23 protein-coding genes are annotated in these 24,377 nt (G+C 70.7%); 11 read left to right on the top strand and 12 right to left on the bottom strand.

Annotated features, from left to right (window positions below; all coding sequences use genetic code 11):
- Nucleotides 1-68: 68 nt before the first annotated feature.
- The 3 genes from OG252_RS40380 to OG252_RS40370 all read right to left on the bottom strand — a co-directional run bounded on the left by OG252_RS40380 (nt 69) and on the right by OG252_RS40370 (nt 3,903).
- Complete coding sequence (locus OG252_RS40380; RefSeq protein ID WP_329342412.1) at nt 69-1,040, bottom strand: aldo/keto reductase; 972 nt, start codon at nt 1,038-1,040, stop codon at nt 69-71.
- Nucleotides 1,041-1,195: 155 nt separating this feature from the next.
- Nucleotides 1,196-2,629: an argininosuccinate lyase gene (argH, locus tag OG252_RS40375; RefSeq protein ID WP_266442786.1), complete on the bottom strand. Its 1,434-nt coding sequence runs from the start codon at nt 2,627-2,629 to the stop codon at nt 1,196-1,198.
- Between the two features lie 80 nt (nt 2,630-2,709).
- The gene (locus OG252_RS40370) at nt 2,710-3,903 is read right to left on the bottom strand and encodes an argininosuccinate synthase (RefSeq protein ID WP_329342410.1); all 1,194 of its coding nucleotides are present in this window, start codon (nt 3,901-3,903) and stop codon (nt 2,710-2,712) included.
- Nucleotides 3,904-4,073: 170 nt separating this feature from the next.
- Here OG252_RS40370 and OG252_RS40365 point away from each other — a divergent pair, with 170 nt between their 5' ends.
- The 7 genes from OG252_RS40365 to OG252_RS40335 all read left to right on the top strand — a co-directional run bounded on the left by OG252_RS40365 (nt 4,074) and on the right by OG252_RS40335 (nt 11,767).
- Nucleotides 4,074-4,970, top strand: a complete 897-nt coding sequence (locus OG252_RS40365; RefSeq protein WP_329342408.1) for a hypothetical protein — start codon at nt 4,074-4,076, stop codon at nt 4,968-4,970.
- 120 nt (nt 4,971-5,090) lie between these two features.
- Complete coding sequence (locus OG252_RS40360) at nt 5,091-5,672, top strand: pyridoxamine 5'-phosphate oxidase family protein (RefSeq protein WP_266442774.1); 582 nt, start codon at nt 5,091-5,093, stop codon at nt 5,670-5,672.
- Between the two features lie 109 nt (nt 5,673-5,781).
- The gene (locus tag OG252_RS40355; RefSeq protein ID WP_329342406.1) at nt 5,782-7,464 is read left to right on the top strand and encodes a peroxidase family protein; all 1,683 of its coding nucleotides are present in this window, start codon (nt 5,782-5,784) and stop codon (nt 7,462-7,464) included.
- Between the two features lie 110 nt (nt 7,465-7,574).
- On the top strand, nt 7,575-8,273 hold the full coding sequence (locus tag OG252_RS40350; protein ID WP_329342404.1) for a L,D-transpeptidase family protein: 699 nt from the start codon (nt 7,575-7,577) through the stop codon (nt 8,271-8,273).
- A 189-nt stretch (nt 8,274-8,462) separates the two neighbouring features.
- Nucleotides 8,463-9,845: a ferredoxin reductase family protein gene (locus OG252_RS40345; RefSeq protein ID WP_266442761.1), complete on the top strand. Its 1,383-nt coding sequence runs from the start codon at nt 8,463-8,465 to the stop codon at nt 9,843-9,845.
- A 28-nt stretch (nt 9,846-9,873) separates the two neighbouring features.
- Nucleotides 9,874-10,974, top strand: coding sequence for an FMN-binding protein (locus OG252_RS40340; protein ID WP_329342401.1), 1,101 nt, complete (start codon nt 9,874-9,876; stop codon nt 10,972-10,974).
- Nucleotides 10,975-11,029: 55 nt separating this feature from the next.
- Complete coding sequence (locus OG252_RS40335; RefSeq protein ID WP_329342399.1) at nt 11,030-11,767, top strand: FAD:protein FMN transferase; 738 nt, start codon at nt 11,030-11,032, stop codon at nt 11,765-11,767.
- 179 nt (nt 11,768-11,946) lie between these two features.
- Here OG252_RS40335 and OG252_RS40330 read toward each other — a convergent pair whose 3' ends face one another.
- The 5 genes from OG252_RS40330 to argC are packed head-to-tail and all read right to left on the bottom strand — an operon-like array spanning nt 11,947 to nt 16,801.
- The gene (locus OG252_RS40330) at nt 11,947-12,492 is read right to left on the bottom strand and encodes an arginine repressor (protein WP_329342397.1); all 546 of its coding nucleotides are present in this window, start codon (nt 12,490-12,492) and stop codon (nt 11,947-11,949) included.
- Between the two features lie 19 nt (nt 12,493-12,511).
- Nucleotides 12,512-13,708 carry an acetylornithine transaminase gene (locus OG252_RS40325; RefSeq protein ID WP_266442750.1) on the bottom strand — a complete coding sequence of 399 codons (1,197 nt, stop codon included), beginning with the start codon at nt 13,706-13,708 and terminating at the stop codon, nt 12,512-12,514.
- Nucleotides 13,705-14,628, bottom strand: a complete 924-nt coding sequence (gene argB, locus OG252_RS40320) for an acetylglutamate kinase (protein ID WP_266442749.1) — start codon at nt 14,626-14,628, stop codon at nt 13,705-13,707. Before argB ends, OG252_RS40325 begins: the two co-directional genes overlap by 4 nt.
- Complete coding sequence (gene argJ / locus OG252_RS40315) at nt 14,625-15,776, bottom strand: bifunctional glutamate N-acetyltransferase/amino-acid acetyltransferase ArgJ (protein ID WP_329342395.1); 1,152 nt, start codon at nt 15,774-15,776, stop codon at nt 14,625-14,627. Before argJ ends, argB begins: the two co-directional genes overlap by 4 nt.
- On the bottom strand, nt 15,773-16,801 hold the full coding sequence (argC, locus tag OG252_RS40310; protein ID WP_329342393.1) for an N-acetyl-gamma-glutamyl-phosphate reductase: 1,029 nt from the start codon (nt 16,799-16,801) through the stop codon (nt 15,773-15,775). The genes argJ and argC overlap by 4 nt, the downstream gene beginning before the upstream one ends.
- Before the next feature lie 88 nt (nt 16,802-16,889).
- On the opposite strand from argC, the gene OG252_RS40305 reads away from it, so the two are divergent.
- Nucleotides 16,890-17,372, top strand: a complete 483-nt coding sequence (locus tag OG252_RS40305; protein WP_266442742.1) for a hypothetical protein — start codon at nt 16,890-16,892, stop codon at nt 17,370-17,372.
- A gap of 66 nt (nt 17,373-17,438) precedes the next feature.
- Here OG252_RS40305 and OG252_RS40300 read toward each other — a convergent pair whose 3' ends face one another.
- Nucleotides 17,439-19,922 carry an alpha-L-arabinofuranosidase C-terminal domain-containing protein gene (locus tag OG252_RS40300; protein WP_329342390.1) on the bottom strand — a complete coding sequence of 828 codons (2,484 nt, stop codon included), beginning with the start codon at nt 19,920-19,922 and terminating at the stop codon, nt 17,439-17,441.
- 165 nt (nt 19,923-20,087) lie between these two features.
- Between OG252_RS40300 and OG252_RS40295 the strand changes: the two genes are divergently transcribed.
- Nucleotides 20,088-20,537 carry a DUF6314 family protein gene (locus OG252_RS40295; RefSeq protein ID WP_329342388.1) on the top strand — a complete coding sequence of 150 codons (450 nt, stop codon included), beginning with the start codon at nt 20,088-20,090 and terminating at the stop codon, nt 20,535-20,537.
- On the opposite strand, the gene OG252_RS40290 is transcribed toward OG252_RS40295, so the two are convergent.
- The 3 genes from OG252_RS40290 to OG252_RS40280 all read right to left on the bottom strand — a co-directional run bounded on the left by OG252_RS40290 (nt 20,519) and on the right by OG252_RS40280 (nt 23,112).
- On the bottom strand, nt 20,519-21,112 hold the full coding sequence (locus tag OG252_RS40290; protein WP_329342387.1) for a histidine phosphatase family protein: 594 nt from the start codon (nt 21,110-21,112) through the stop codon (nt 20,519-20,521). The genes OG252_RS40295 and OG252_RS40290 overlap by 19 nt on opposite strands.
- Before the next feature lie 69 nt (nt 21,113-21,181).
- Nucleotides 21,182-21,622: a GNAT family N-acetyltransferase gene (locus OG252_RS40285; RefSeq protein WP_266442731.1), complete on the bottom strand. Its 441-nt coding sequence runs from the start codon at nt 21,620-21,622 to the stop codon at nt 21,182-21,184.
- Nucleotides 21,619-23,112, bottom strand: a complete 1,494-nt coding sequence (locus OG252_RS40280) for an aminotransferase-like domain-containing protein (protein ID WP_329342384.1) — start codon at nt 23,110-23,112, stop codon at nt 21,619-21,621. Before OG252_RS40280 ends, OG252_RS40285 begins: the two co-directional genes overlap by 4 nt.
- Between OG252_RS40280 and OG252_RS40275 the strand changes: the two genes are divergently transcribed.
- The gene (locus tag OG252_RS40275) at nt 23,111-24,064 is read left to right on the top strand and encodes a DMT family transporter (RefSeq protein ID WP_329342382.1); all 954 of its coding nucleotides are present in this window, start codon (nt 23,111-23,113) and stop codon (nt 24,062-24,064) included. The two genes, OG252_RS40280 and OG252_RS40275, sit on opposite strands and share 2 nt — an antisense overlap.
- A gap of 95 nt (nt 24,065-24,159) precedes the next feature.
- The gene (locus OG252_RS40270; RefSeq protein ID WP_266442723.1) at nt 24,160-24,354 is read left to right on the top strand and encodes a DUF1918 domain-containing protein; all 195 of its coding nucleotides are present in this window, start codon (nt 24,160-24,162) and stop codon (nt 24,352-24,354) included.
- Nucleotides 24,355-24,377 lie beyond the last annotated feature (23 nt).

Raw genomic sequence — 24,377 nt, 5'->3', positions numbered from 1 at the left:
CCACATGAGACATTAATGTCTCATCGGTGGTATAGACGTCCCACGCGCCTGTGCCCCTCAGGGGCTTCTCAGTGCCAGGGCAGCTGCCCGCGCTTCTCCCAGTACGTCCGCGGCTCCTCGACCAGCGCGGCCAGCCGGTTCAGCTGGTCCGCGTCGAGGTCCACGACCGCCGCGTGCAGGTTCGAGGAGAGCTGGGTGACGGTCGCGGCGCCGGAGAGGACGACACCGGCCCACGGCTGGCGCAGGACGAGGGCGAGGGCGACCGCGTCGCAGCCCAGAGACGTTTCCTCGGCCACGGCCTTCAGCGCGTCCGGCGCGTGTGGCTCCGCGAGGCGCCCGTTGGCCATCGCCTCCTTGACGATGACCGTGAGTCCGGCCTCGCGTGCCTCGGCGAGCGCGGGGGCGGCCGAGGTCTCCAGGGCGTTGTACGTCGACTGGACGGTACGGAAGAGGGGCTCGCCGTCGACGGTCACGGCGAGCGCGGCCCGGATCGCGTCGGCCTGGGCGGGGCCGCTGGTGGAGAAGCCGACGGTGAGGCCCCGCGCGGCGGCTTCCGCCAGTTTCGCGTGGAGTTCCTTGTCGGTGAGGGCCGGGCTGTCCGGGGTCACCGAGTGGATCTGGTAGAGGTCGAGCCGGTCGCCGAGCAGTTCGTCGCTCTCGGCGCGCTGCCGCTCGTACGTGGCGAGCGTGTGGTCCTTGACCTCGTGCCGGTCGGCGTCGGTGCTCCAGGCCGCGGTGTAGGTGTAGCCCCACTTGCTGCCGACGACGATGTCGTCGATGTCGGGGCGGGCGTTCAGCCAGTCGGCGAGGAACTCCTCGGAACGGCCGTAGGAACGGGCCGCGTCGAAGTAACGGACGCCCTGGGCGTAGGCGGCGTCGAGGAGTTCGTGGGTGCGGGTGCGCAGCGCGTCGACGCTGCGGTTCGCTCCGAGGTCGTGGTCTCGGCCGAGGTTGATGTAGCCGGGGCGGCCGACGGCCGCGAGACCCAGGCCGATGTGGCAGGTGGGCGTCGTGGCGGTCGCGAGACGTGCGAAGGGCATCGCGGGCTCCGTTCGGTCGGCTCCGGTACGGCTTGCGACCAACGTAACCCGCGATGACCTTCGCCTCAGAGCTCGGTCCGTGCGGTGTTCTCGGCGAGTGCGGGCGCGTGGGGGTTACGCGCGCAGTTCCCCGCGCCCCTCAGGGGGCGCTGTCCTCACGCCTTCTTCTTCGCGGTGGCCCACTCGTGCTGCGCCGCCACGTCCGCCTTGACCTCCGCGAGCTGGACGGCGACCGCGCTGGGCGCCGTACCGCCGCGGCCGTTGCGGGAGGCCAGGGCGCCGGGCACGTTGAGGACGGAGCGCACCTCGGGGGTCAGGTGGGCGGAGATCTTCGCGAACTGCTCGTCCGTCAGCTCGTCGAGTTCCTTGCCCTCGGCCTCGGCGACCTTCACGCACTCACCCGCGACCTCGTGCGCGACGCGGAACGGCACGCCCTGCTTGACCAGCCACTCGGCGATGTCGGTGGCGAGCGAGAAGCCGGCCGGGGCCAGTTCCTCCATGCGTTCGCGGTGGACGGTGAGGGTGGCGATCATGCCGGTGAAGGCGGGGAGCAGGACCTCCAGCTGGTCGCAGGAGTCGAAGACCGGCTCCTTGTCCTCCTGGAGGTCGCGGTTGTACGCGAGCGGGAGAGCCTTGAGCGTCGCCATCAGGCCGGTCAGGTTGCCGATCAGACGGCCGCTCTTGCCGCGCGCCAGCTCCGCGATGTCCGGGTTCTTCTTCTGCGGCATGATCGACGAGCCCGTGGAGAACGCGTCGTGCAGCGTCACGAAGGAGAACTCCTTCGTGTTCCAGAGGATGATCTCCTCGGCGATCCGGGAGAGGTTGATCCCGATCATCGCGGTGATGAAGGCGAACTCGGCGACGAAGTCGCGGGAGGCGGTGCCGTCGATGGAGTTGCCGACGCTGCCGTGCTCGAAGCCCAGATCGCGAGCGACCGCCTCCGGGTCCAGGCCGAGGGACGACCCCGCGAGGGCTCCGGAGCCGTACGGCGACACGGCCGTCCGCTCGTCCCACTGGCGCAGGCGTTCGGCGTCCCGGGACAGGGGCTGGACGTGCGCGAGGACGTGGTGGGCGAAGAGCACCGGCTGGGCGTGCTGGAGGTGGGTGCGGCCGGGCATCGCCACGTCCGGGTGGGCCTCCGCGAGGCCGATCAGGGCGTCCTGGAGTTCGGCGATCAGGCCGCCGATGATCCGGGCGTGGTCGCGCAGGTACATCCGGAAGAGGGTGGCGACCTGGTCGTTGCGGGAACGGCCGGCGCGGAGCTTGCCGCCGAGGTCGGGGCCGATACGCTCCAGGAGACCGCGCTCCAGGGCGGTGTGGACGTCCTCGTCGGCGATGGTGCCGACGAGCTCGCCCGATGCCACGTCCGTCTCGAGCTGGTCGAGGCCCGCGAGCATCCGGGTCAGCTCGTCCTGTGTGAGCAGCCCCGCCTTGTGCAGCACGCGCGCGTGGGCACGCGAACCGGCGATGTCGTAGGGCGCGAGCCGCCAGTCGAAGTGGACGGACGCGGACAGCTTCGCCAGGGCCTCGGCGGGACCGTCGGCGAAACGGCCGCCCCAGAGCCGTACGTCACCGCTGTTGCTGCTCACTTGCTCTGCTCCTCAAGACTGTGGATGTGCCGCCGCCTCCCCACCACATACGGACGGGGAGGCGGCGTTCACGCTATCGGTTAAGCGAGGTCCCGCTTGGCCGCGATCTTCGACGACAGGCTGTAGATGTCGATGAAGCCCTTGGCCGCGGCCTGGTCGAAGGTGTCGCCCGTGTCGTACGTCGCCAGGTTGAAGTCGTACAGCGACGACTGGGAACGCCGGCCGGTGACGACCGCGCGGCCGCCGTGCAGGGTCATCCGGACGTCGCCGCTGACGTGCTGGTTGGCCTCGTTGATGAAGCCGTCCAGGGCGCGCTTGAGCGGGGAGAACCACTGGCCGTCGTAGACCAGTTCGCCCCAGCGCTGCTCGACCTGCCGCTTGTAGCGGGCCAGTTCGCGCTCGACGGTGACGTTCTCCAGCTCCTGGTGGGCGGTGATCAGGGCGATCGCGCCCGGAGCCTCGTACACCTCGCGGGACTTGATGCCGACCAGCCGGTCCTCGACCATGTCGATCCGGCCGATGCCCTGGGCGCCGGCGCGCTCGTTGAGCTGCTGGATGGCCTGGAGCACCGAGACGGGCTTGCCGTCGATGGCGACCGGGACACCCTCCTTGAAGGTGATGATCACCTCGTCGGCCTCGCGGGGTTCGGCCGGGTTCGAGGTGTACTCGTAGATGTCCTCGATCGGCGCGTTCCAGATGTCCTCCAGGAAGCCCGTCTCGACCGCGCGCCCGAAGACGTTCTGGTCGATGGAGTACGGGGACTTCTTGCTGGTGGCGATCGGGAGCTGCTTCTCCTCGCAGAACGCGATGGCCTTGTCGCGGGTCATCGCGTAGTCGCGGACCGGGGCGATGCACTTCAGGTCGGGGGCGAGGGCGACGATGCCGGCCTCGAAGCGGACCTGGTCGTTGCCCTTGCCGGTGCAGCCGTGGGCGACGGTGGTGGCGCCGTGCTTCTTGGCGGCGGCGACGAGGTGCTTGACGATCGTCGGCCGGGAGAGCGCGGAGACCAGCGGATAGCGGTCCATGTAGAGGGCGTTGGCCTTGATCGCCGGGAGGCAGTACTCCTCGGCGAACTCGTCCTTGGCGTCCGCGACCTCGGCCTCGACCGCGCCGCACGCGAGGGCGCGCTTGCGGATGACGTCCAGGTCCTCGCCGCCCTGACCGACGTCGACCGCGACGGCGATGACCTCGGCGCCCGTCTCCTCGGCGATCCAGCCGATGGCGACGGAGGTGTCCAGACCGCCCGAGTAGGCGAGTACGACGCGCTCGGTCATCGGGTTCTCCTCACAGTGCTTCGCTGACATGCATGAGTATGCAGGACTCTGCATGATTCGTCAATCTCACCGGGGTTTGAACACGGGAAACCGCTTTCCCGTATCTCTCGCCGAACGCAGGCGCCGCGTTTGTCACTACCGAGACCACCTGACCCGAGTGAGGCATCCGCATGTCCAGGGCTCTTCCGAAGTACAACAAGCGTCGCGTCGCGTTGATCGGCGGCGCCGCCGCGGTGGTCATGACCGGCGCGGTCATCGCCGGTTCCGCCCTCGCCGGGGAGTCGGCGGGATCGAAGAGCGGCAGCACGAACGCCCGGACGCTGGCCGGGCCCGGCACCATCAGCTGCCCGGACGTCGCGTCCCAGCTGCCCGCGATCCCGGCCACCGCACAGGCCGAGGTCGACCGCAACCTCGCACTGCTCCAGACCCAGATCGACGAGGCCAACAAGCGACTCGTCGACACCGTCGGCCAGGGCGGCCCCAACTTCGTCCAGAACGCCATCCTCGGCCCCCTGGAGGACAAGCGGATCGCCACCGTCAACCGCATCGCCACCGCGATCGGCCGTACGGCGGGGAAGCCGGCCGGCCTCGACGCGCTCGCGCCGTGCGCGCTCAACGCGGACGGCGCCGCCGAGACCGGCGAGGAGGCGGGCGAGGACGCGGGCGCGGGCGAGGAGGCCGGCGGCGAGGTCGAGGCCACGCCGAGCGAGACCGCGGCCGGGGAGGCCGGCGAGGACACCGGCGAGGCGGGCGACACGGGCGAGGCCGGCGCGGCGGGCGCCATCAGCTGCCCGGACGTCGCGTCCCAGCTGCCCGCGATCCCGGCCACCGCACAGGCCGAGGTCGACCGCAACCTCGCACTGCTCCAGACTCAGATCGACGAGGCCAACAAGCGACTCGTCGACACCGTCGGCCAGGGCGGCCCCAACTTCGTCCAGAACGCCATCCTCGGCCCGCTGGCGGACAAGCGCGTGTCGACCATCGACCGCATCGCCATCTCCATCGGCCGTACCGCCGAGAAGCCCGCGGGCCTGGAGTCCCTGGCCGCCTGCACGGTCACCGAGTGACCTGACAGGCGCTGTGGCCGCCCCGTGTGAGCGCCGGCCGGGGCGGCCACGGACTCGTCCGCGAAGCGGACCTCGCTATTCATTAGACAGGCGAAAGACTTGCACCCATAATCGTTAGACATGGGAAAGACTTATGAGCGCATAGACGGCCGGCTCCGCACGTTCATCGAGGAGCAGCCCCTCTTCTTCACCGCGTCGGCCCCCCTGTCCGGGGACGGCACGGTGAACCTCTCCCCCAAGGGCCTCAAGGGCTCGTTCGTGGTCCTCGACGAACGCACCGTGGCCTACCTGGACTTCGCGGGATCCACCGCGGAGACCATCGCCCACCTGCGCGAGAACGGCCGGATCACTCTGATGTGGTGCGCCTTCCAGGGCCCGCCGAACATCGTGCGCGTACACGGCCGCGGCGAGCCGGTGTTCCGCGACGACCCGCGCTTCAAGGAACTGCTCGCACACTTCCCCGACATCGACCCGACCCCGCACGGGCTGCGCGCGATCATCGTCGTACGGGCCGAACTCATCCGGGATTCCTGCGGGTTCGCGGTGCCGTTCATGTCGTACGACTCCGACCGCGAGCTGCACGGGCAGCGCTTCGCCCGCGAGGACGACGACTCGCTCAGCGAGTACTTCGCCAAGAAGGACCACATCGCCACGAGTATGGACGGGCTCCCCGGGCTGCCGCTGCCACTGCGCCCGATTTAGTACCTTTCATTTGATCTATACATACACATGCTTCTTGTGCATATTGACGGAATTCTCCCTTCCGCCGTGCTTGCCCCCTAACCTGGGCGCACGAACAGATGGGGGATTCATGTTCCGACCAACGCGCGAACCTCAGAGCAAACGCCATGTCCGTGATTCCTACTTCGTGGTCGGCGAGGGCATCCTCGCCGGCTCCGCGAACGGCAGCCCGGCGGAGCCGCTTCCGACGTCGACCGTCGCGGCCCTGCGCAAGTTCCAGTTCTCCCGGCTGGGCCCGCCGGCCGAGCCGGCCCAGCTTCTCGACCGGGCCGACCGCGAGGAACTCGCCGCCGCGATGACCAAGGCCGGGCCCCAGCCCGACTCGAGCAACCCCGCGGTACCGGCCGGCTTCACCTATCTGGGCCAGTTCGTGGACCACGACCTGACCCTGGACGCGACGGCGACGCAGCTGGAGGACGACGTCACGCTCGGCCAGCTCCTGCAGGGCCGCTCGCCCGCCCTGGACCTCGACAGCCTCTACGGTCTGGGCCCGGACCACCGCTTCGACCGGCGGTTCTACGAGGACGACGGCCTCCGGCTGCGCACCGGCACGACCCAGGGGCTGCCCGATCCCGACGGGGACCACATCGTGGGCCTGCCCCTCAGCGGTTTCGACCTGCCCCGGGTGGGCGCCGGCTCGCTGATCTCCGAGCGGCGCCGACCGCTGATCCCGGACGGGCGCAACGACGAGAACCTCGTCGTTGCGCAGGTCCACTGCGCCTTCATCCGGTTCCACAACCGGGTCGTGGCCGACCTGATCGACAAGGGTGTGTCGAGTGCGGTCGTGTTCGAGACGGCACGCGAAACCGTGGTCAAGCACTACCAGTGGATGCTGCGGCACGACTTCCTGCCCCGGATCGTCGACCCCGGCATCGTCGACGAGGTGTTCACCCAGGGCCGCACGTTCTTCGAGCCGAGCCCGGGCGAGAACGAGTACCCGACCATGCCGATCGAGTTCTCCGTGGCCGCCTACCGGCTGGGCCACAGCATGGTGCGCGGGGCGTACAACTGGAACCGGATCTTCGACAACGGCGCGGGCACGCTGCGGTTCCTCTTCCAGTTCACCGGGACCAGCGGCATCCTCTCTCCGCCGCCCGACGACGGGTCCGAACCTGAGGCGGGCTTCTTCGAGCGGCTTCCCACCAACTGGATCGCCGACTTCCGGCGCCTGTTCGACTTCGGTGAGGCGGGCCGTGACGACCTGGTCGTACCGGCCGAGAAGTTCAACCTCGCCAAGCGGATCGACCCCCTACTGGTCAATCCGCTGGCCGACCTCCCGCTCGGCTCCTTCGGAGGCCGCGGCGGGCCGGTGCCCGACCCGATCGAGCTGAACCTGGCCTTCCGCAACCTCACCCGGGCCAACATGATGAGCCTGGCGACAGGTCAGCAGATGGCCCAGTACCTCGGCGTGAAGCCGCTCGCGCCGTCCGACTTCGCGAACGCCGGCGGAATCCAACTCAGCCCCGGGCTCTGGAAGAAGCTCTCCGAGAACTGTCCGCTGTGGTTCTACATCCTCCTCGAGGCCGAGGTGAACGGAAGCGGGCGGCTGACGGGCGTCGGCGGGCGCATCGTCGCCGAGGTGTTCCACCGCGCCATGGAAGGCAGCCGTCACTCCCTCGTGCGTGACCCGTTCTGGCGGCCGTTCCTCAGCCCGGTCGCCGAGCGGAACGCCCAGGACACGTTCGGCATGACCGACCTGCTGCTGTACGCCTTCAAGGAGCGGGCCGACCTGCTCAACCCGCTGGGCCCCTGAACCCGGAGGCCGCAGCAAGCGGTGACATCGGCGGCGACGGCACCCGGGGCACCGGCCCGAATGGCCCAGCCTCAGTGCCGTCGCCGCCGCGCGACCCTACGGTCGTTGCCATGCGCTCCGCTGTCCTCGCCGCCCTGGTGTCCACGTCCCTCCTCGTCCTAGGCGCCGCCCCGGGCAGCGACCCGCCGCTGCCCGCGCGCATGGCCGACACCGGGGGCGGCAGCCAGCTGATCACGGCCGTGGCCGCGAAGACCGGCTCGACGTCCGGCACGGTGACGTGGTGGGACCGGCGCGACGGACGGTGGCTGAAGGCCGGGTCCGCCAAGGCCCGCTTCGGGGCGAACGGACTGGTGGAGGGCTCCTCCCGCAGGCAGGGCACGAACACCACACCGACCGGGCTGTACGACCTGCCGTACGCGTTCGGGATCAAGTCCGCGCCGGGCGGGACGACGTACAAGTACCGGCCCGTGCGGCAGAACTCCTGGTGGTGCCAGGACAACGACTCACGCTCCTACAACCGCTGGGTGGAGCCGCGTCCCGCGCACTGCGCGGCCGCGGAGGCCGAGCGGCTGATCTCGTACGGAACGCAGTACGCCTACGCGATGGTCGTCGGCTTCAACTACGCCGAGCCGGTGCGGGGGCGGGGCGCCGGCATCTTCCTGCATGTCGACGGACGCGGCGCCACCGCCGGTTGTGTGTCCGTGCCGGCGGATGCGATGCGGCGGATTCTGCGGTGGGCCGAGCCCGGCAAGAAGCCGCACCTCGCGATCGGGACCGTGAGCGGACGTACGGCGATCACCCGGTACTGAGCCGGACGGCGGACGGCAGATGGCACATGGCACATGGCCTATGGCAGACGGGGTGACGGGGTGACGGGTTACCGCCAGTCACTCCAGTCCGCACGAGACTCGGCAGGCGGCTGAACACACCGGCGTCGCGGCACGTATCTGAGGGCCAAGGGACCACGCCACCCCCCTTGCCCCGCCCTCGGAGGAACCGTGACCACCACGCTCGCAGGCGGCCGCGCCGCCCGCCGCCAGACGATGCGCCGCATCCGTCCGCGCCGCTCCCCGGCGACCCTGCTGCTGCTCGCCGTGTGGGCCGGCGCAGTGGGAGTGGTGTGGCTGTGGTGGGCCAACACGCCGTCGATCAGCGACAACAACGGCAAGATCCTCAACGCGGGCCGGATCACCGGACTGCTCGCCGGCTACCTCATGGCGCTGGTGGTGCTGCAGATGGCCCGGGTGCCCGCGCTGGAGCGCCGGGTGGGCTCGGACCGGGTGGCGCGCTGGCACGCGATGAGCGGCCGCTACACGCTCTGTCTGACGGTCGCCCACGTCTTCCTGATCATGTGGGGGTACGCCCTGCAGGCCGGCAAGGGCCTCGGCGACATCGTCCAGCAGACGATGGACTCCATCAACCAGCTGCCGGACATGGGCAAGGCCGCCATCGGCACCGGTCTGCTGTTCGTCATCGGGCTGCTCTCGATCGGTCCGGTCCGGCGCAGGATTCCGTACGACACCTGGTACCACGTGCACCTGCTGACGTACGCGGCGGTGTTCCTGACGTTCTGGCACCAGCTCACGACCGGCAACGAGTTCGTCGTCGAACCGGCCGCGAAGACCGTCTGGTACGGCCTGTACGGCTCGGTGACGGCGCTGGTGATCTGGTACCGGATCCTCACCCCGATCCGCCTCAACCTGCGGCACCGGATGTACGTGGAGGCGGTCATCGAGGAGACGCCGGGCATCGTGTCGGTGCTGATCGGCGGGCGGAAGCTGCACCGGATGGGCGCGGAGGCCGGCCAGTTCTTCCGCTGGCGGTTCCTGGCACCCGGCATGCGGTTCAGCTCGCACCCGTACTCGCTGTCGGCGGCGCCCCGCCCCGACATGCTGCGGATCACGGTGAAGGCGATCGGCGACCACAGCGAACGACTGCGCGAGCTGACGCCCGGCACCAAGGTGTGGGCCGAGGGCCCGTACGGCGCGCTGACCGCCGCCCGCCGCAGCCGCGGCAAGGTGCTGCTGGTCGCGGGCGGCGTCGGGATCACCCCGATGCGGGCGCTGTTCGAGACACTGCCCGGCGCGTCCGGCGACATCACCCTGCTCTACCGGGCCAACAGCACCCAGGACCTGGCCCTGTGGGACGAGCTGGCGACCATCGCGGACGAGCGCGGGGCCCGGCTGATGTACGCGGTCAACAGCCCGGACGGGGAACGCCCCGACATCTCGGCGGAGCGGCTGCGGCAGAAGCTGCCGGACATCGACGACCACGACGTTTTCATGTGCGGCCCGCCCGGGTTCGCGCAGTCCGTGTACGAAGCACTGCGCGGCGCGGGTGTGCCCGCCCGCCGCATCCATCACGAGTCGTTCGAGATGTGAGCGACGGGACTTCAGGAGCTTGGAAGCAATGAGGAAGAGTCACCCCATCCGACGTGTCGTGCTCGCGACAGCCGCCACCGTGTCCGGTGTCGTGCTGGTCCTGTCACTGAAACCGTCGTCCGATCCGTCCTCCGCGGCGGCCGGCGGGGCCGCGTCCCAGCCGCCGGCGGCGGGGCAGTCGGCCCAGGGCGGCGCCCAGCCCGCCGGGACCGGCATCGTCACCGGGGACGCGGCCCAGACCCAGTACGGTGCCATCCAGGTCCGGCTGACCGTCGCGGGCGGCAAGATCACCAAGGCCGAGGCCGTCCAGGCACCCAAGGGCGGCCAGAGCGACCAGATCACCGCCGACGCCGTACCCAAACTGAACGCGGCGACCGTGGCCGCGCAGAGCGCGCAGATCGACGCGGTGTCCGGAGCGACGTACACCAGCACCGGCTACAAGCAGTCGCTGCAGTCGGCCATCGACAAGGCCAACTCCACGGCCGGGTCGGGTGCCGCGGAGGGCTCGGGCGACGCCCAGGCCGCCAAGACCGTCACCGGCGACGCCGTCGACACCCAGTACGGCGCCATCCAGGTCCGCATCACCGTCGCCAACGGCAAGATCACCAAGGCCGAGACCGTCCAGGCACCCAAGGGCGGCCAGAGCGACCAGATCACCGCCAACGCCGTACCCAAACTCAACCAGGCAGCCATCGCCGCCGGCACCGCCGACATCGACGCCGTCTCCGGAGCCACCTACACCAGCGCCGGCTACAAGAAGTCCCTGCAGTCGGCCCTGGACCAGGCGGGCACCCCGGCGGACTCGGGGTCGGGTGCCGGGTCGGGTGCCGCGGAGGGCTCGGGCGACGCCCAGGCCGCCAAGACCGTCACCGGCGACGCCGTCGACACCCAGTACGGCGCCATCCAGGTCCGCATCACCGTCGCCAACGGCAAGATCACCAAGGCCGAGACCGTCCAGGCACCCAAGGGCGGCCAGAGCGACCAGATCACCGCCAACGCCGTACCCAAACTCAACCAGGCAGCCATCGCCGCCGGCACCGCCGACATCGACGCCGTCTCCGGAGCCACCTACACCAGCGCCGGCTACAAGGAATCCCTGCAGTCGGCCCTGGACCAGGCCGGTGGCTGACACGGTGGCCGATTCGGCACAAGCTCCCGCCGCGGTACGTCATGCGGAGGAGGTCATGGGGACGGTCTTCTCCTTCGACGTCCGCGGCGGGGATCCCGGTGCGATACAGGCGGCCCTGCGCGAGGCGGTGGCCGGGCTGCACCGGGTCGACGAGGTGTTCAGCACGTACCGCGACGACAGCGAGGCCTCCCGGCTCGCCCGGGGGGAACTGACCGTCGAGGAGTGCGATCCGATGGTCGCCGAGGTGCTCGACCTCGGCGCGGAGGCCGAGCGGGCCAGCGACGGCTGGTTCAGCATGCGCTACGAGGGCCGCCTCGACCCGACCGGCATCGTCAAGGGCTGGTCCGCGGAGCGGGCCGCCCTACGGCTCGCCGAGGCCGGGGCGACCGGGGTGAGCGTCAACGGCGGCGGGGACGTTCAGCTGTTGGGCGTGCCGGCGCCGGAGCGGCCGTGGCGGGTCGGGGTGTCGGATCCGTTGCGGCCGGGGGGACTGGCTGCCGTCGTCTCCGCGTCGGGCGTCCCCGAACTGGCCGTCGCCACGTCCGGGACGGCCGAGCGGGGCACCCACATCGTCGACCCGCGCACGGGCCGCTCCGCGGTCACCGACCTGCTGGCGGTCACCGTCGTGGCCCCCCGCCTGACCTGGGCGGACTGCTGGGCGACGGCGGCGTTCGCGATGGGTTCGCGGGAGGCCCTGGAGTGGTTGGAGGCGCTGCCGGACGTGGAGGCGCTCCTGATCACGGCGGGCGACGAGGTGCGGTGCACGGGGGGCTTGGCGGCACGGCTGGGGTGACCGGCGCGGCTGCCCCGGGGTCGGTGCCGCCGCGCCCACCCGTACCGCCCCAGCGGCACGACTGCCCGCGGCTGGACGGGGGGCTGACGGGGCGCCTAGCAGCTCGACTCGGGTGAGTGCACCTACCTAGGGGCGCGGGGAACTGCGCGACCAGCCCCCACCCGCCCGCACACGCCCCCTCAGTGCCCGTTCCCGTTCTGAGCCAGCCGCAGCAGATGATCCGCCAACGCCTGCCCCCCAAGAGGATCCCGGCTGATCAGCAGCAACGTGTCGTCACCCGCGATGGTCCCCAGAATGTCGTGCAGTTCGGCCTGATCGATGGCCGAGGCCAGGAACTGCGCGGCACCCGGCGGCGTCCGCAGAACGACCAGGTTCGCCGAAGCCTCCGCGGAGATCAGCAGCTCCGCCGACAGCCGCCGCATCCGCTCTTCCTTCGCCGACCCCCCGAGAGGGACCCGCGGCGTGCGGAACCCTCCCTCGCTCGGTACCGCGTAGATCAGGTCTCCGTCGGCGTTGCGGATCTTCACCGCGTTCAGCTCGTCGAGATCCCGGGAGAGCGTCGCCTGAGTGACGCTCAGCCCGTCGTCGGCGAGGAGTTTCGCCAACTGGCTCTGGCTGCGCACCGGTTGCCGGTTGAGGATGTCCACGATCCGGCGGTGCCGTGCGGTGCGGGTCTGCGGTACGGCAGGCCCCGCGGTCTGCTCGTGCTCCTGCGCCTGGCTCATCGTCGTCTCATTCTCCGGATCATCCGTCCCCCTTGGCCACGTCCAGGATGCCGGGCAGTGCCTGGAGGAGCGCGTCCACGTCGTCATCGCCGAGGTTCAGCGCCGGCATCAGCCGTACGACATCAGGGGCGGGCGCGTTCACCAGGAACCCGGCGTCCTGAGCCGCCTGCTGCACCTTCGGCGCGAGCGGCTCGGTGAGCACGATACCCAGGAGGAGGCCCGCACCCCGGACATGTGCGATCAGCGGATGACGTGAACCGCCGTCGGCGCCCTCGATTCCGTTCCGCAGCTTCTCGCTCTGCCGCTTGACGTTCTCCAGCAACCCCTCGTTCGCGATCGTGTCGAGTACGGCGAGCCCGGCCGCGCAGGCGATCGGGTTTCCGCCGAAGGTCGTACCGTGCTGGCCCGGCTGCAGCAGCTCCGCGGCCCGCCCGAAGGCGACCGTCGCGCCGAGCGGCAGTCCGCCGCCGAGCCCCTTCGCCAGCGTGACGACGTCCGGCAGGACGCCCTCGTGGGCCTGGTACTCGAACCAGTGCCCGGTCCGCCCGATGCCGGTCTGCACCTCGTCGAGGACCAGCAGGCTGCCCGTCGCGGCGGTGATCGCCCGGGCGGCCTTCAGATAACCGGCCGGGGGCACCACGACCCCGTTCTCGCCCTGGATCGGCTCGATGATGACGAGCGCGGTGTCCTCGGTGACCGCGGCGGCCAGCGCCTGCGGGTCGCCGTACGGCACGTGCGTGACGTCACCGGGCAGCGGCAGGAAGGGCTCCTGCTTGCCGGGCTGGCCGGTGAGCGCGAGGGCGCCCATGGTCCGGCCGTGGAAGCCGCCGTCGGTGGCGACCATGTGGCTGCGCCCGGTCAGCCGCCCGATCTTGAAGGCGCCCTCGTTGGCCTCGGCACCGGAGTTGCAGAAGTACACCTTGCCGTCGCGGCCGAAGTGCTGGAGCAGCCGTTCGGCGAGCGTGACGGGCGGCTCGGCGATGAAGAGGTTGGAGACATGGCCGAGGGAGGCGATCTGCGTGCTGACCGCCTCGACGATCGCCGGGTGGGCGTGGCCGAGCGCGTTGACCGCGATGCCGCCGACGAAGTCGAGGTACCGCTTGCCGTCGGCGTCCCACAGCTTGGTGCCCTCGCCGCGCACGAGGGGCAGCCGCGGAGTGCCGTAGTTGTTCATCAGCGAGCCCTGCCACCGCTCGGTCAGTTCCTCGTTGCTCATGACTCCCCCTGTGCGTCCTGTGCGTCCGTCTTTTCGTCGGGCACGACCATCGTGCCGATGCCCTCGTCGGTGAAGATCTCCAGCAGGATCGAGTGCTGGACCCGGCCGTCGATGACGCGGGCGGTGTTCACGCCGTTGCGGACGGCGTGCAGACAGCCCTCCATCTTCGGCACCATGCCGGAGCTCAACTCCGGCAGCAGCTTCTCGAGTTGGGCGGCCGTGAGGCGGCTGATCACCTCGTCGCTGTGCGGCCAGTCCTCGTAGAGGCCTTCGACGTCCGTGAGGACCATGAGGGTTTCGGCGCCCAACGCAGCAGCGAGTGCCGCAGCCGCCGTATCAGCATTGACGTTGTAGACATGGTGGTCGTCCTGGCTCCGGGCGATCGACGAGACGACCGGGATACGGCCGTCCGCCAGCAGCGCCTCGATCGCGCCCGTGTCGATGTCGGTGATCTCGCCCACCCGCCCGATGTCGACCAGCTCCCCGTCGATCTCGGGCTGGTGCTTGACGGCGGTGATGGTGTGCGCGTCCTCGCCCGTCAGCCCCACGGCGAGCGGGCCGTGCTGGTTGAGCAGCCCGACCAGCTCACGCTGCACGTGTCCGGCCAGCACCATGCGGACGACGTCCATGGCGTCCTCGGTGGTGACCCTGAGGCCCGCCTTGAACTCGCTGACGATGCCGTGCTTGTCGAGGGCGGCGCTGATCTGCGGGCCGCCGCCGTGCACGACGACGGGCTTGATGCCGGCGTGGTGCAGGAACACCACGTCCTGCGCGAAGGCGGCCTTCAGGTCCTCGTCGATCATGGCGTTGCCGCCGAACTTGATGACGACGGTCTTGCCGTTGTGCCTCACCAGCCAGGGCAGCGCCTCGATGAGGATCTGCGCCTTGGGAAGGGCGGTGTGCTTGCGAGTAGTGCTCATGACGAATACGCGCTGTTCTCGTGGACGTAGTCGGCGGTGAGATCGTTGGTCCAGATCGTGGCCGTCTCGGTGCCGGCCGCGAGGTCGGCGACGATGTGCACCTCGCGGTAGCGCATGTCGACCTTCTCCCGGTCCTCGCCGACGCCGCCGTTCTTGCACACCCAGATGCCGTTGATGGCGACGTTGAGCTGCTCGGGGTCGAAGGCGGCCTTCGTGGTGCCGATCGCGGAGAGCACGCGGCCCCAGTTGGGGTCCTCGCCGTGGATGGCGCACTTGAGGAGGTTGTTGCGGGCGATGGAGCGGCCCACCTCCACGGCGTCGTCCTCGCTCGCGGCGTTGATCACCTCGACCTTGATGTCCTTGCTGGCGCCCTCGGCGTCCCGGATCAGCTGCTGGCCGAGGTCGTCGCAGACGGTCCGTACGGCCGCGGCGAACTCCTCGTATTCCGGGGCCACTTCGGAGGCACCGGAGGCCAGCAGGAGGACGGTGTCGTTGGTGGACATGCAGCCGTCGGAGTCGACGCGGTCGAAGGTGACCTTGGTGGCGGCGCGCAGCGCCCGGTCCAGGGCCGCGCTGTCGAGGTCGGCGTCGGTGGTGAGGACGACCAGCATGGTGGCGAGGCCGGGGGCGAGCATGCCCGCGCCCTTGGCCATGCCGCCCACGGTCCAGCCGTCCTTGGTGACGACGGACGTCTTGTGGACGGAGTCGGTGGTCTTGATCGCGATGGCGGCCTTCTCGCCGCCGTGCTCGCTCAGGGCCTCGGCCGCCTGCTCGATGCCCGGCAGCAGCTTGTCCATCGGGAGCAGGATGCCGATCAGACCGGTGGAGGCGACGGCGACCTCGGCGGCGCCGAGACCGAGCACCTCGGCGGCCTTCTCGGCGGTGGCGTGCGTGTCCTGGAAGCCCTTCGGTCCCGTACAGGCGTTGGCGCCACCGGAGTTGAGGACGACGGCGGAGACCTGGCCGGCCTTGAGGACCTGCTCGGACCACAGGACGGGAGCGGCCTTGACGCGGTTGGAGGTGAAGACGCCGGCGGCGGCGCGGCGGGGCCCGGTGTTGACCACGAGGGACAGGTCCGGGTTGCCGTTCTCCTTGATTCCGGCGGCGATGCCCGCCGCCAGGAATCCCTTTGCTGCCGTGACGCTCACGGTGCGACTCCGATCGTCGAGAGACCGAGCTCCTCGGGAAGCCCGAGGGCGATGTTCATGCTCTGGACGGCACCGCCCGCGGTGCCCTTGGTCAGGTTGTCGATGGCGCTGATCGCGATGATGCGGCCCGCGGCCGCGTCGTACGCGACCTGCACCTGAACGGCGTTGGAACCGTAGACGGACGCCGTGGCGGGCCACTGGCCCTCGGGCAGCAGGTACACGAAGGGCTCGTCGGCGAAGGCCTTCTCATAGACGGCGCGGACGGACTCGGCCGTGACGCCGGGCCTCGCCTTGGCGGTGCAGGTGGCGAGGATGCCGCGGGGCATCGGCGCGAGGGTCGGTGTGAAGGAGACGGAGACGGTCTCCCCGGCGGCCGCGCTGAGGTTCTGGATCATCTCGGGGGTGTGCCGGTGGACGCCGCCGACGCCGTACGGCGACATGGAGCCCATGACCTCGCTGCCCAGCAGGTTCGGCTTGGGCGCCTTGCCCGCGCCGGACGTCCCGGATGCGGCGACGATCACGGCCTCCGCCTCGGCGAGTGAGGCGGCGTACGCCGGAAACAGCGCGAGGGAGACGGCGGTCGGGTAGCAACCGGGCACCGCGATGCGCTTGGATCCCGTAAGCCGGGCGCGGCCACCCGGCAGTTCGGGCAGGCCGTACGGCCAGGTGCCGGCGTGCGCGGAGCCGTAGAACCTCTCCCAGTCACCGGCGTCCTTGAGGCGGAAGTCGGCCCCCATGTCGACGACGAGCACGTCCGGGCCGAGCTGGTCTGCGACGGCCGCGGACTGACCGTGCGGCAGCGCGAGGAAGACGACGTCGTGCCCGGCGAGGACGTCCGCGGTGGTCTCCTGAAGCACGCGGTCGGCCAGCGGCAGCAGGTGCGGCTGCAGCGCGCCGAGCCGCTGGCCGGCGTTGGAGTTGCCGGTCAGGGCGCCGATCTCGACCTCGGGGTGCGCCAGGAGCAGACGCAGGAGCTCTCCGCCCGCGTATCCACTCGCTCCGGCCACTGCCGCACGTACCGCCATGGGATCCATCCTCCTCGTGATGGCATGACTATACGTTTCGCTGCACGTTTATGCAATCTATTCCGGGCATCGCCGTAACCTCCCCGACATGGGGAACACCTTCGGCGCCGGGGACGACAGCCTGTATCTGTCCAACGGCGGCACCCAGGTCTTCGTGGAGGTGCTGACGCTCGCCGTGTCCGCGTCGGCCGCCCGGGACTGGGACCACCGCTTCGCGGGCCTGCTGGCGCTCCAGGACCAGAGTGTCATGGGGCGGGGCGCGGTCGGGTTCGATCTCGGGGAACTCGACTGGGGCGGGTCGGGCGCGGAGCGGGCGGCCGCCAAGCGCTTCGTACTGGACGTCCTCGACCTCGCCGCCCGGCGGCACCGCTGGGACGAGCTCGGGTACGAGCCGCCCCACGCGGCCGCATACCTGGCGCGCTTCCGGCAGATCGTCGAGGCCTTCGAGCCGCCCGCGTCCGCGCCGGGCGCCGACGTGCTCCCGCTGACGGGGGCCGTCGCCTGCTGCGTACCGCACCGGGTGCTGAGCGCGCTGCCGCACTGGGAGGGATGCGTGTTCTGCCACCGGTGACCGATGCGGCGGCCGCCGGGCGTGGACCGCTGCCCCCGGAAGGACCGCGGCCCACGCCCGGACCGGCTACCTCTGCTTGATCCTCAGGAACGTGATCGAGTTCGCCGGGAAGGTGTACGTGAACCTGTCGGCGACCCCGGAGAAGGTGGACGACACCGGCGCCACCGCCGTCGCGGTCTGCGTGTTCACCGCGTCCGGCGCGGCGGCCAGCGTGGTGACCTTCGCCTTGGACGCGACCTTCGCGCCGCCCAGGTCGATCGCCGTACGGGCGGCCGAGGACTGGGCGTTGACGACCTTGACGATCAGGTCACCGGTCTTCTTGTCCTTGGTGACAACCTGCCGGAACGGCTCGGCCGGCTTGTCGTCGGTGAAGCTGCCCCACTCCTGGCCGTCGAGGTAGAGGGTGACCTGCCGGCCCCGCACCTTGATGTCGATGTCGTAGGCGCGCCCCGTCTCGATGGACCCGGCCTTCGAGATCAGCGTCGACTTGCCGCCGTCCACGGCCTGCTCGACGGCGGACTGGGTGTTGTTCCAGCCGCCCAGGTTCCACCAGTAGTAGTTGCCGGTGTCCTTGACCCCGAAGGCGACGAGGAAGCCCTCCTTGCCGGACTTCTTGGTCGCCTTCACGTGCAGGTCGTAGTCGTGCCAGGACGGGTCACCGGCCGAGACCATGGTGTTCTCGGCGGCCACGTCGCTCTGCACGTACTGCCCGTCCTGGACGCTCCAGCTGCCGCCGCCGGTGTGGGTCCACTGCGAGGCGTCACCGCTGAAGTCGTCACCGAGCAGGGACGTGCCGTCCGCGCCGGTGACCTTGACATCGTCGTACGCCGCGGTGGTCGCCCACGTCGACAGGCCGACGGCTCCGGTGATGGGGCCGAGCAGCGAGGGCGTCCCGGTGGCCGTGGAGGGCACCACCCGGTCGCCGACGTTGGTCATGAACAGCTTCTGGACCTCGTAGTTGGCGGAGTTCCAGGAGGCGTGGTTGTTGAACCACACCATGTCCGGGCTCCACTGCACGTAGTCCTCGTTGGCGAACAGCGGGGCGTAGGAGGCGAGTTTGACGATGTCGGCGTTGCGCTCCAGGCCGGTCATGAACGCGGCTTCGGCGAGGCCGTTCTTGAAGGCGTTGCCCTGTGAGGCGTACTCGCCGAGGAAGACCTTCGGGCCGTTCCTGTCATAGGAGTCGTAGCGGTTGTTGTTCTGCAGGAACCACTGCGGGCTGTTGTAGTAGTGCTCGTCGACCAGGTCGACCTCGGCCTCGCGGTTGAGCTGCCAGGCCGTGTCGAAGGTCTGGCCGGTGTCGTCCGGGCCGGAGTTGGAGACGACGGTGATGTCGGGGTACTCGGCCTCGATCGCGGCGCGGAACCGCTTGAAGCGGTCCATGAACTCGACGGGCAGGTTCTCCTCGTTGCCGACCCCGACGTGCGTGAGGTGGAAGGGCTTGGGGTGGCCCATCTGTGCGCGCTTCTTGCCCCAGGTCGAGGTCACCGGCCCGTTGGCGAACTCGATGAGGTCCAGGGCGTCCTGGATGTGCCGCTCGAGGAGTGCCTCGTCGTCGGTGGCCTTGTTCTGGCCGCAGCCGGTCACCAGGGCCGGGACGACGGGCAGGGGCATCGCGCCGATGTCCTCGGCGAAGCGGAAGTACTCGTAGTAGCCGAGGCCGTAGGACTGGTTGTAGCCCCAGAAGTTGGAGTTGGTGGCGCGCTCCTCGACCGGGCCGATGGTGTCCTTCCACTGGTAGGAGCGCTTGCGCTGGTAGCCGGAGGCCTCGCTGTAGTCCTCCATGGAACCGGTGTTGACCAGGCAGCCGCCGGGGAAGCGCAGGAAGCCCGGATTCAGGGCGGCGACCTTCTCGGCGAGGTCCTTGCGCAGGCCGTTCGGCTGGTGCTTGTAGGTGTCGCGCGGGAAGAGGGACACCATGTCGAGGGCGGCCGCGGCGGAGGAGGCGACGGCGAGCCGGCCGTTGCTGCTGGTGCGGGTCGCGGTGAGGGTGGCGGTGTACTTGGCCCAGCCGCTCTTCGTCACGGCCACCGTGCGGGCGGTGGCCAGCGTGCCGTCCGCGTCCTGGAGGGCCACGGTGAGGGTGCTGCCGCCGGTGGCGCGGGCCCACACCGAGAAGTCGTACCTCTTGCCCTCGTCCACGTGGATGCCGGTGTTGTAGCCGGCGTTCGTGACCGACGAACCGGCGCCCACGGAGAGGTAGTTGCGGTTGCGCTCGTTGAGGCGTCCGCCGTCGTTCACGACCTGCGCGGTGCCGTCCACCGTCCAGGAGGTGAGGGGCGTGTACGAGGTGTTGTCGGCGGTGGAGTACTCGAAGGACCGGTTCTGCACGAGCTCGGCGTACAGACCGCCGTCGGCGGCCCGGTTGATGTCCTCGAAGAACACGCCGTACATCGTGTCGTCGATCTTCGCGCCCTTGGCAGTCGGGTCGACGGTGATCGCGTAGTCGGTGACGTCCTCGGCGTGCGCGGGTGCCGGGACCAGACCGGCGGCCACCAGCAGGGCGGTGGCCGTGAGACCGAGTCTCCAGCGGGTGCGGGTGCGTGACATGGATACTCCGCGGCTCAGGGGTGTGGAGTTGTGTGTGCGGTGATACATGCAGGGATGCGTTCGAAATACCGGACAATGATCAGCACTTCGAACGGCAAGATAGGGAGGGGGCTGGGACGCGTCAATGGATCGCACAACAACGGATGTGACGGAGGTCAGCAGGGGATGGGCGAGTTCTGGCCAGTGCCGGACGTACTGGCGTACCTGTCCGGGAGCTGGCGCGTGGAGCGGTCCGTGCGGGATCTGACGAGCGGCGCGGAGGGCCACTTCTCCGGTACGACGACTTTCAGCCCGCTGGACGACGGCGGACTGCTGCACCACGAGTCCGGCACCTTCACCTGGCAGGGCGCCCCCCGCCCCGCCGAACGCACCCTGCGCTTCCTGCCGGCGCCGGGGCGCTCACGCGGTTCGGCGGACGTGCGCTTCGCCGACGGGCGGCCCTTCCACGACCTGGACCTGACCTCGGGACACCACGTCGCCGACCATCCGTGCTCGGCCGACCTCTACCGCGGGGAGTTCACCGTCCGCGGCCAGGACCACTGGCGGACCGTGTGGCGCGTGGGCGGCCCCGCGAAGGACCTGGTCCTGACCACCGACTACGCCCGCGAGGGCTGAGCCGACACCCCGTCGAGGCGGAGGTTCCAGCGTCCCGCCCGGCCCGTGACGACGGTCGTCGACAGCGGGCGGACGTCGATGTTCCAGTACGACGAGGGCGGCGCCTTCAGCGCGTACACCAGGGCGGCGCGGATCACCGAGGGCTCGGCCACGGCCACGACCCGGCCACCGTCCTCGACGGGCCGGGTGTCCAGCCAGTTCCCGACCCGGGCGATGAACTCGCGCAGCGATTCACCGCCGTGCGGCGTGCCGTTCGGGTCGGCGAGCCAGGCGTCCACGGCCGCCGGCTCTCGGGCCATCGCCTCGCCGAGCGTCAGCCCGCGCCAACGCCCCATGGCACAGTCCCGCAGGGCCAGTTGCACCAGCGGCGCGTACCCGAGGGCATCCCCGGTGGCGCGGCTGCGCGGGGTCGGCGAGCAGTAGCGCAGCTCGGCCGCCGCCAACGGGATCAGGTCCTGGGCCACGCGCAGCACCTCGTCCCAGCCGGCCTGGTCCAGCGGACGGTCGTCCTCGAACCGCTCGGCGAGCAGCGGGGAGCTGCGCGCGGCGGCGACGAACGTGACCCGTAGTTGCATGCGGCGATGGTGAGACGCGGAAGTCCGCAGGTCAAGAGGTGTTACCTGGGAGTTATCAGAGGGGGCCCGCTACAGCGTCAGCGCCATCCACTGGTCCGGCTTCTCCAGCGGCGCGAACCCGAGCCGCTCGTACACCCCGTGGGCGTCGTGCGTGGCGAGCAGGATCCGCCGCAGCCCGTACGGCCGCAGCCGCTCCCGCACCTCCCCGACGAGCGCCGTCCCGATCCCCTTGCCGCGCACCGACGGGTCGACGTACACATCGCACAGCCACGCGAAGGTCGCCCGGTCGGTGATAATACGGGCATACGCCACCTGTTCGCCCGAAACCGTCTCGTACACTCCGAAGTTGAGCGAGCCGTCGATCGCCCGGTCCTGCTTCTCGCGGGACCGCCCGATCGCCCAGTACGCGTCGGTGGACAGCCAGCGGTGCACCCGCTCGGCGTCGATGCGGTCGGGGTCGGTGGAGATCTCGTAGCCCTCGGCGAGGGGCGGGGTGTCGACATCGGTCATGCGGGGAGATTCGCAGCCGGCGGAGGGCCGCGTCGAGCGGTTTTCGACGGAAGCACCTCGTCACAGGCCGCACGAAGCCGCCGCACCCCTTCCGTGATCTCCCCTGTCCCCGCCACCGCCGCGAAACTCAACCGCACGTGTCCGGCGGGCGGTTCGGCGCTGAAGTAGGGGCGGCCGGGGGTGATCGCGACGCCCGCGCGCAGGGCGGCCGCCACCAGGGCGACCTCGTCCGTCCCGTCGGGGAGGCGGAGCCACAGGTGGTAGCCGCCGGACGGGATGTGCGGGAGGGCGAGTTCGGGGAGGCCGAGCCGCAGCGCGGCCGTCATCGTGTCCCGGCGGGCCTTCAACTCCGCCGAGAGCGTGCGCAGATGGCGCGGCCAGGCGGGCGAGCCGACCAGCTCGAGGGCCGCCTCCTGCAGGGGCCGGGGCACGAAGAAGGTGTCGACGACCTGGATGGCGCGCAGCCGCTCCAGCACCGGCCCGCGCGCGGCGAGCGCGCTCACCCGGAAGCTGGGCGAGGTCGCCTTGGTCAGCGAGCCGACGTGGACGACGACGCCGTCGGGGTCGTCGGCGGCCAGCGGACGCGGCAGCTCTGCCGCGTCCTCGTGCACGAGCCGTCGTACGAAGTCGTCCTCGACGACGAACGCGCCCGCCGCGCGCGCGATGCGCAGCACCTCGCCGCGCCGCTCGGGGGCGAGCACGGCACCGGTCGGGTTCTGGAACAGCGGCTGGCAGACGAACACCCGGGCGCCGGTGGCCCGGAACGCGTCGGCGAGCAGGGACGGCCGTACGCCGTCCGCGTCGACCGGGACCGGCACCGGGCGCAGACCGGCCGCGCGGGCGATCGCCAGCATGCCCGGGTAGGTGGGCGACTCGACGAGCACGGGCGCTCCGGGCGGGGCGAGGGCGCGCAGCGCGGTGGTCAGCGCCGACTGGCCGCCCGAGGTGACCAGCACCTCCGCGGCCGTGACTCCCCCACCTGGCCCGCCGATGCTCCGCGCGAACCACTCACGCAGCTCCGGCAGCCCCTCCACCGGCGGCCGTCCCCACGCTCCGGGGCGGCGTCCCGCGCGGGACAGCGCCGCGGCCATCGCCCGCTCCGGCTGCAAGGACGGATGCAGATAGCCACCGTTGAACTCGATCACCCCTGCTGCCGGGGCGGCCAGCGAGACCAGCACACCGGAGGCGTCCACCGAGCGCGGTACGAGCTCGGCGGCGCCATCCGCGCTGAGGGCGACCTCCTGCCAGGACGTGTCGCCCACCGCGGCGCCTTCCGGGCGCGGCCGGGCCCGGAAGGCGCCGGCACCGGGGCGGGTGACCACGAGCCCCTCGGCGGCCAGTTGAGCGAGGGCCCGGGAGACGGTCACCGGGCTGACCCGGAAGCGTTCGACGAGGGCCCGGCTCGACGGGAGCTTTCCACCGTGAGAGTAGCGGTCCAGCTCTCGACGCAACTGATTGGCCAGATCACCCACACTGCTACGCTCATGCATGAGAGCACAGAGTAGCGCTACTGCGCCCACCCCGATAGCGGTCGCCACCCCGAACGGAACGAGCGGAACGAGCCGCACGAGCGGCACGACCGGCACGGCCACCGCCGGCACCCTCCAGGCCGCCCTCGGCGTCGTCGCCTTCTCCCTCACCTTCCCCGCCACCGCCTGGGGCCTGGAGGGCTTCGGTGCCTGGTCCCTGGTCGCCGTGCGCAGCGTCCTCGCGGCGCTGATCGCGGGCGGCTGTCTGCTCGCGCTCCGCGTACCGGTGCCCGCCCGGCGCCACTGGCCGGGCCTCGCGGTGGTCGCCGCCGGTGTCGTCGTCGGTTTCCCGCTGCTGAGCACCCTCGCCCTGGAGACCTCGACCACCGCGCACGCCGCCGTCGTGGTCGGCCTGCTCCCACTGACCACCGCCCTCTTCTCGGCCCTGCGCATGGGCACGCGTCCCTCCCGCACGTTCTGGGCGGCGGCGCTCGCGGGCGCGGCCGCGGTGGCCGCCTTCACCGTGCAGCAGAGCGGCGGCGCCCTCACCACCGCCGACCTCTACCTCTTCGGGGCCCTGCTGGTGTGCGCGGCCGGCTACACCGAGGGCGGCCGGCTGGCCCGGCTCATGCCGGGCTGGCAGGTCATCGGCTGGGCGCTGGTGCTGTGTCTGCCGCTCGCGGTGCCCGCCGCCGCGGTGGCGCTGTCGCACGAACCCGTCCACCTCACCGCGCACAGCGTGGCCGGGCTGCTGTGGGTCTCGGCGGGCTCGCAGTTCCTGGGGCTCGTCGTCTGGTACCGGGGCATGGCCGTCATCGGCATCCCCAAGGCCAGCCAGTTGCAGTTGGCCCAGCCGCTGCTCACACTGGTGTGGTCGGTGCTGCTCCTCGGTGAGCACCTGACGGTGGCCGCACCGCTGACGGCCGCGGCGGTGCTCGTGTGCATCGCCGTGACCCAGCGGGCGCGAGGCTGAACGGCGCGCACGCACCGGTCCCGACCGGGCCCCTGCGTCGTAAACTCAAGGCCACACGGACCGCTGCTTCCGCAGATGGTGAGGAGGCCCGAAAGATGCGTGCAACCGTGGGTGACCAACTTGTCCAGCACGGCAGGGTGGTCGGACAGCAGGACAAGATCGGCGAGATCGTCGAAGTGATGGGTCAGGAGGGCAACCCCCCGTACCGCGTGCGCTTCGAGGACGGGCACGAGGGAGTGTGTTCCCCGGGCCCCGACACCGAGATCCGCCACAAGGAAATGAACCGCTAGACCGCTAGGGCCGTACGGCAGGC

Source organism: Streptomyces sp. NBC_01352, from assembly GCF_036237295.1.
Classification (GTDB): domain Bacteria; phylum Actinomycetota; class Actinomycetes; order Streptomycetales; family Streptomycetaceae; genus Streptomyces; species Streptomyces plumbiresistens.
This window is presented reverse-complemented; position numbering and strand designations above follow the sequence as displayed.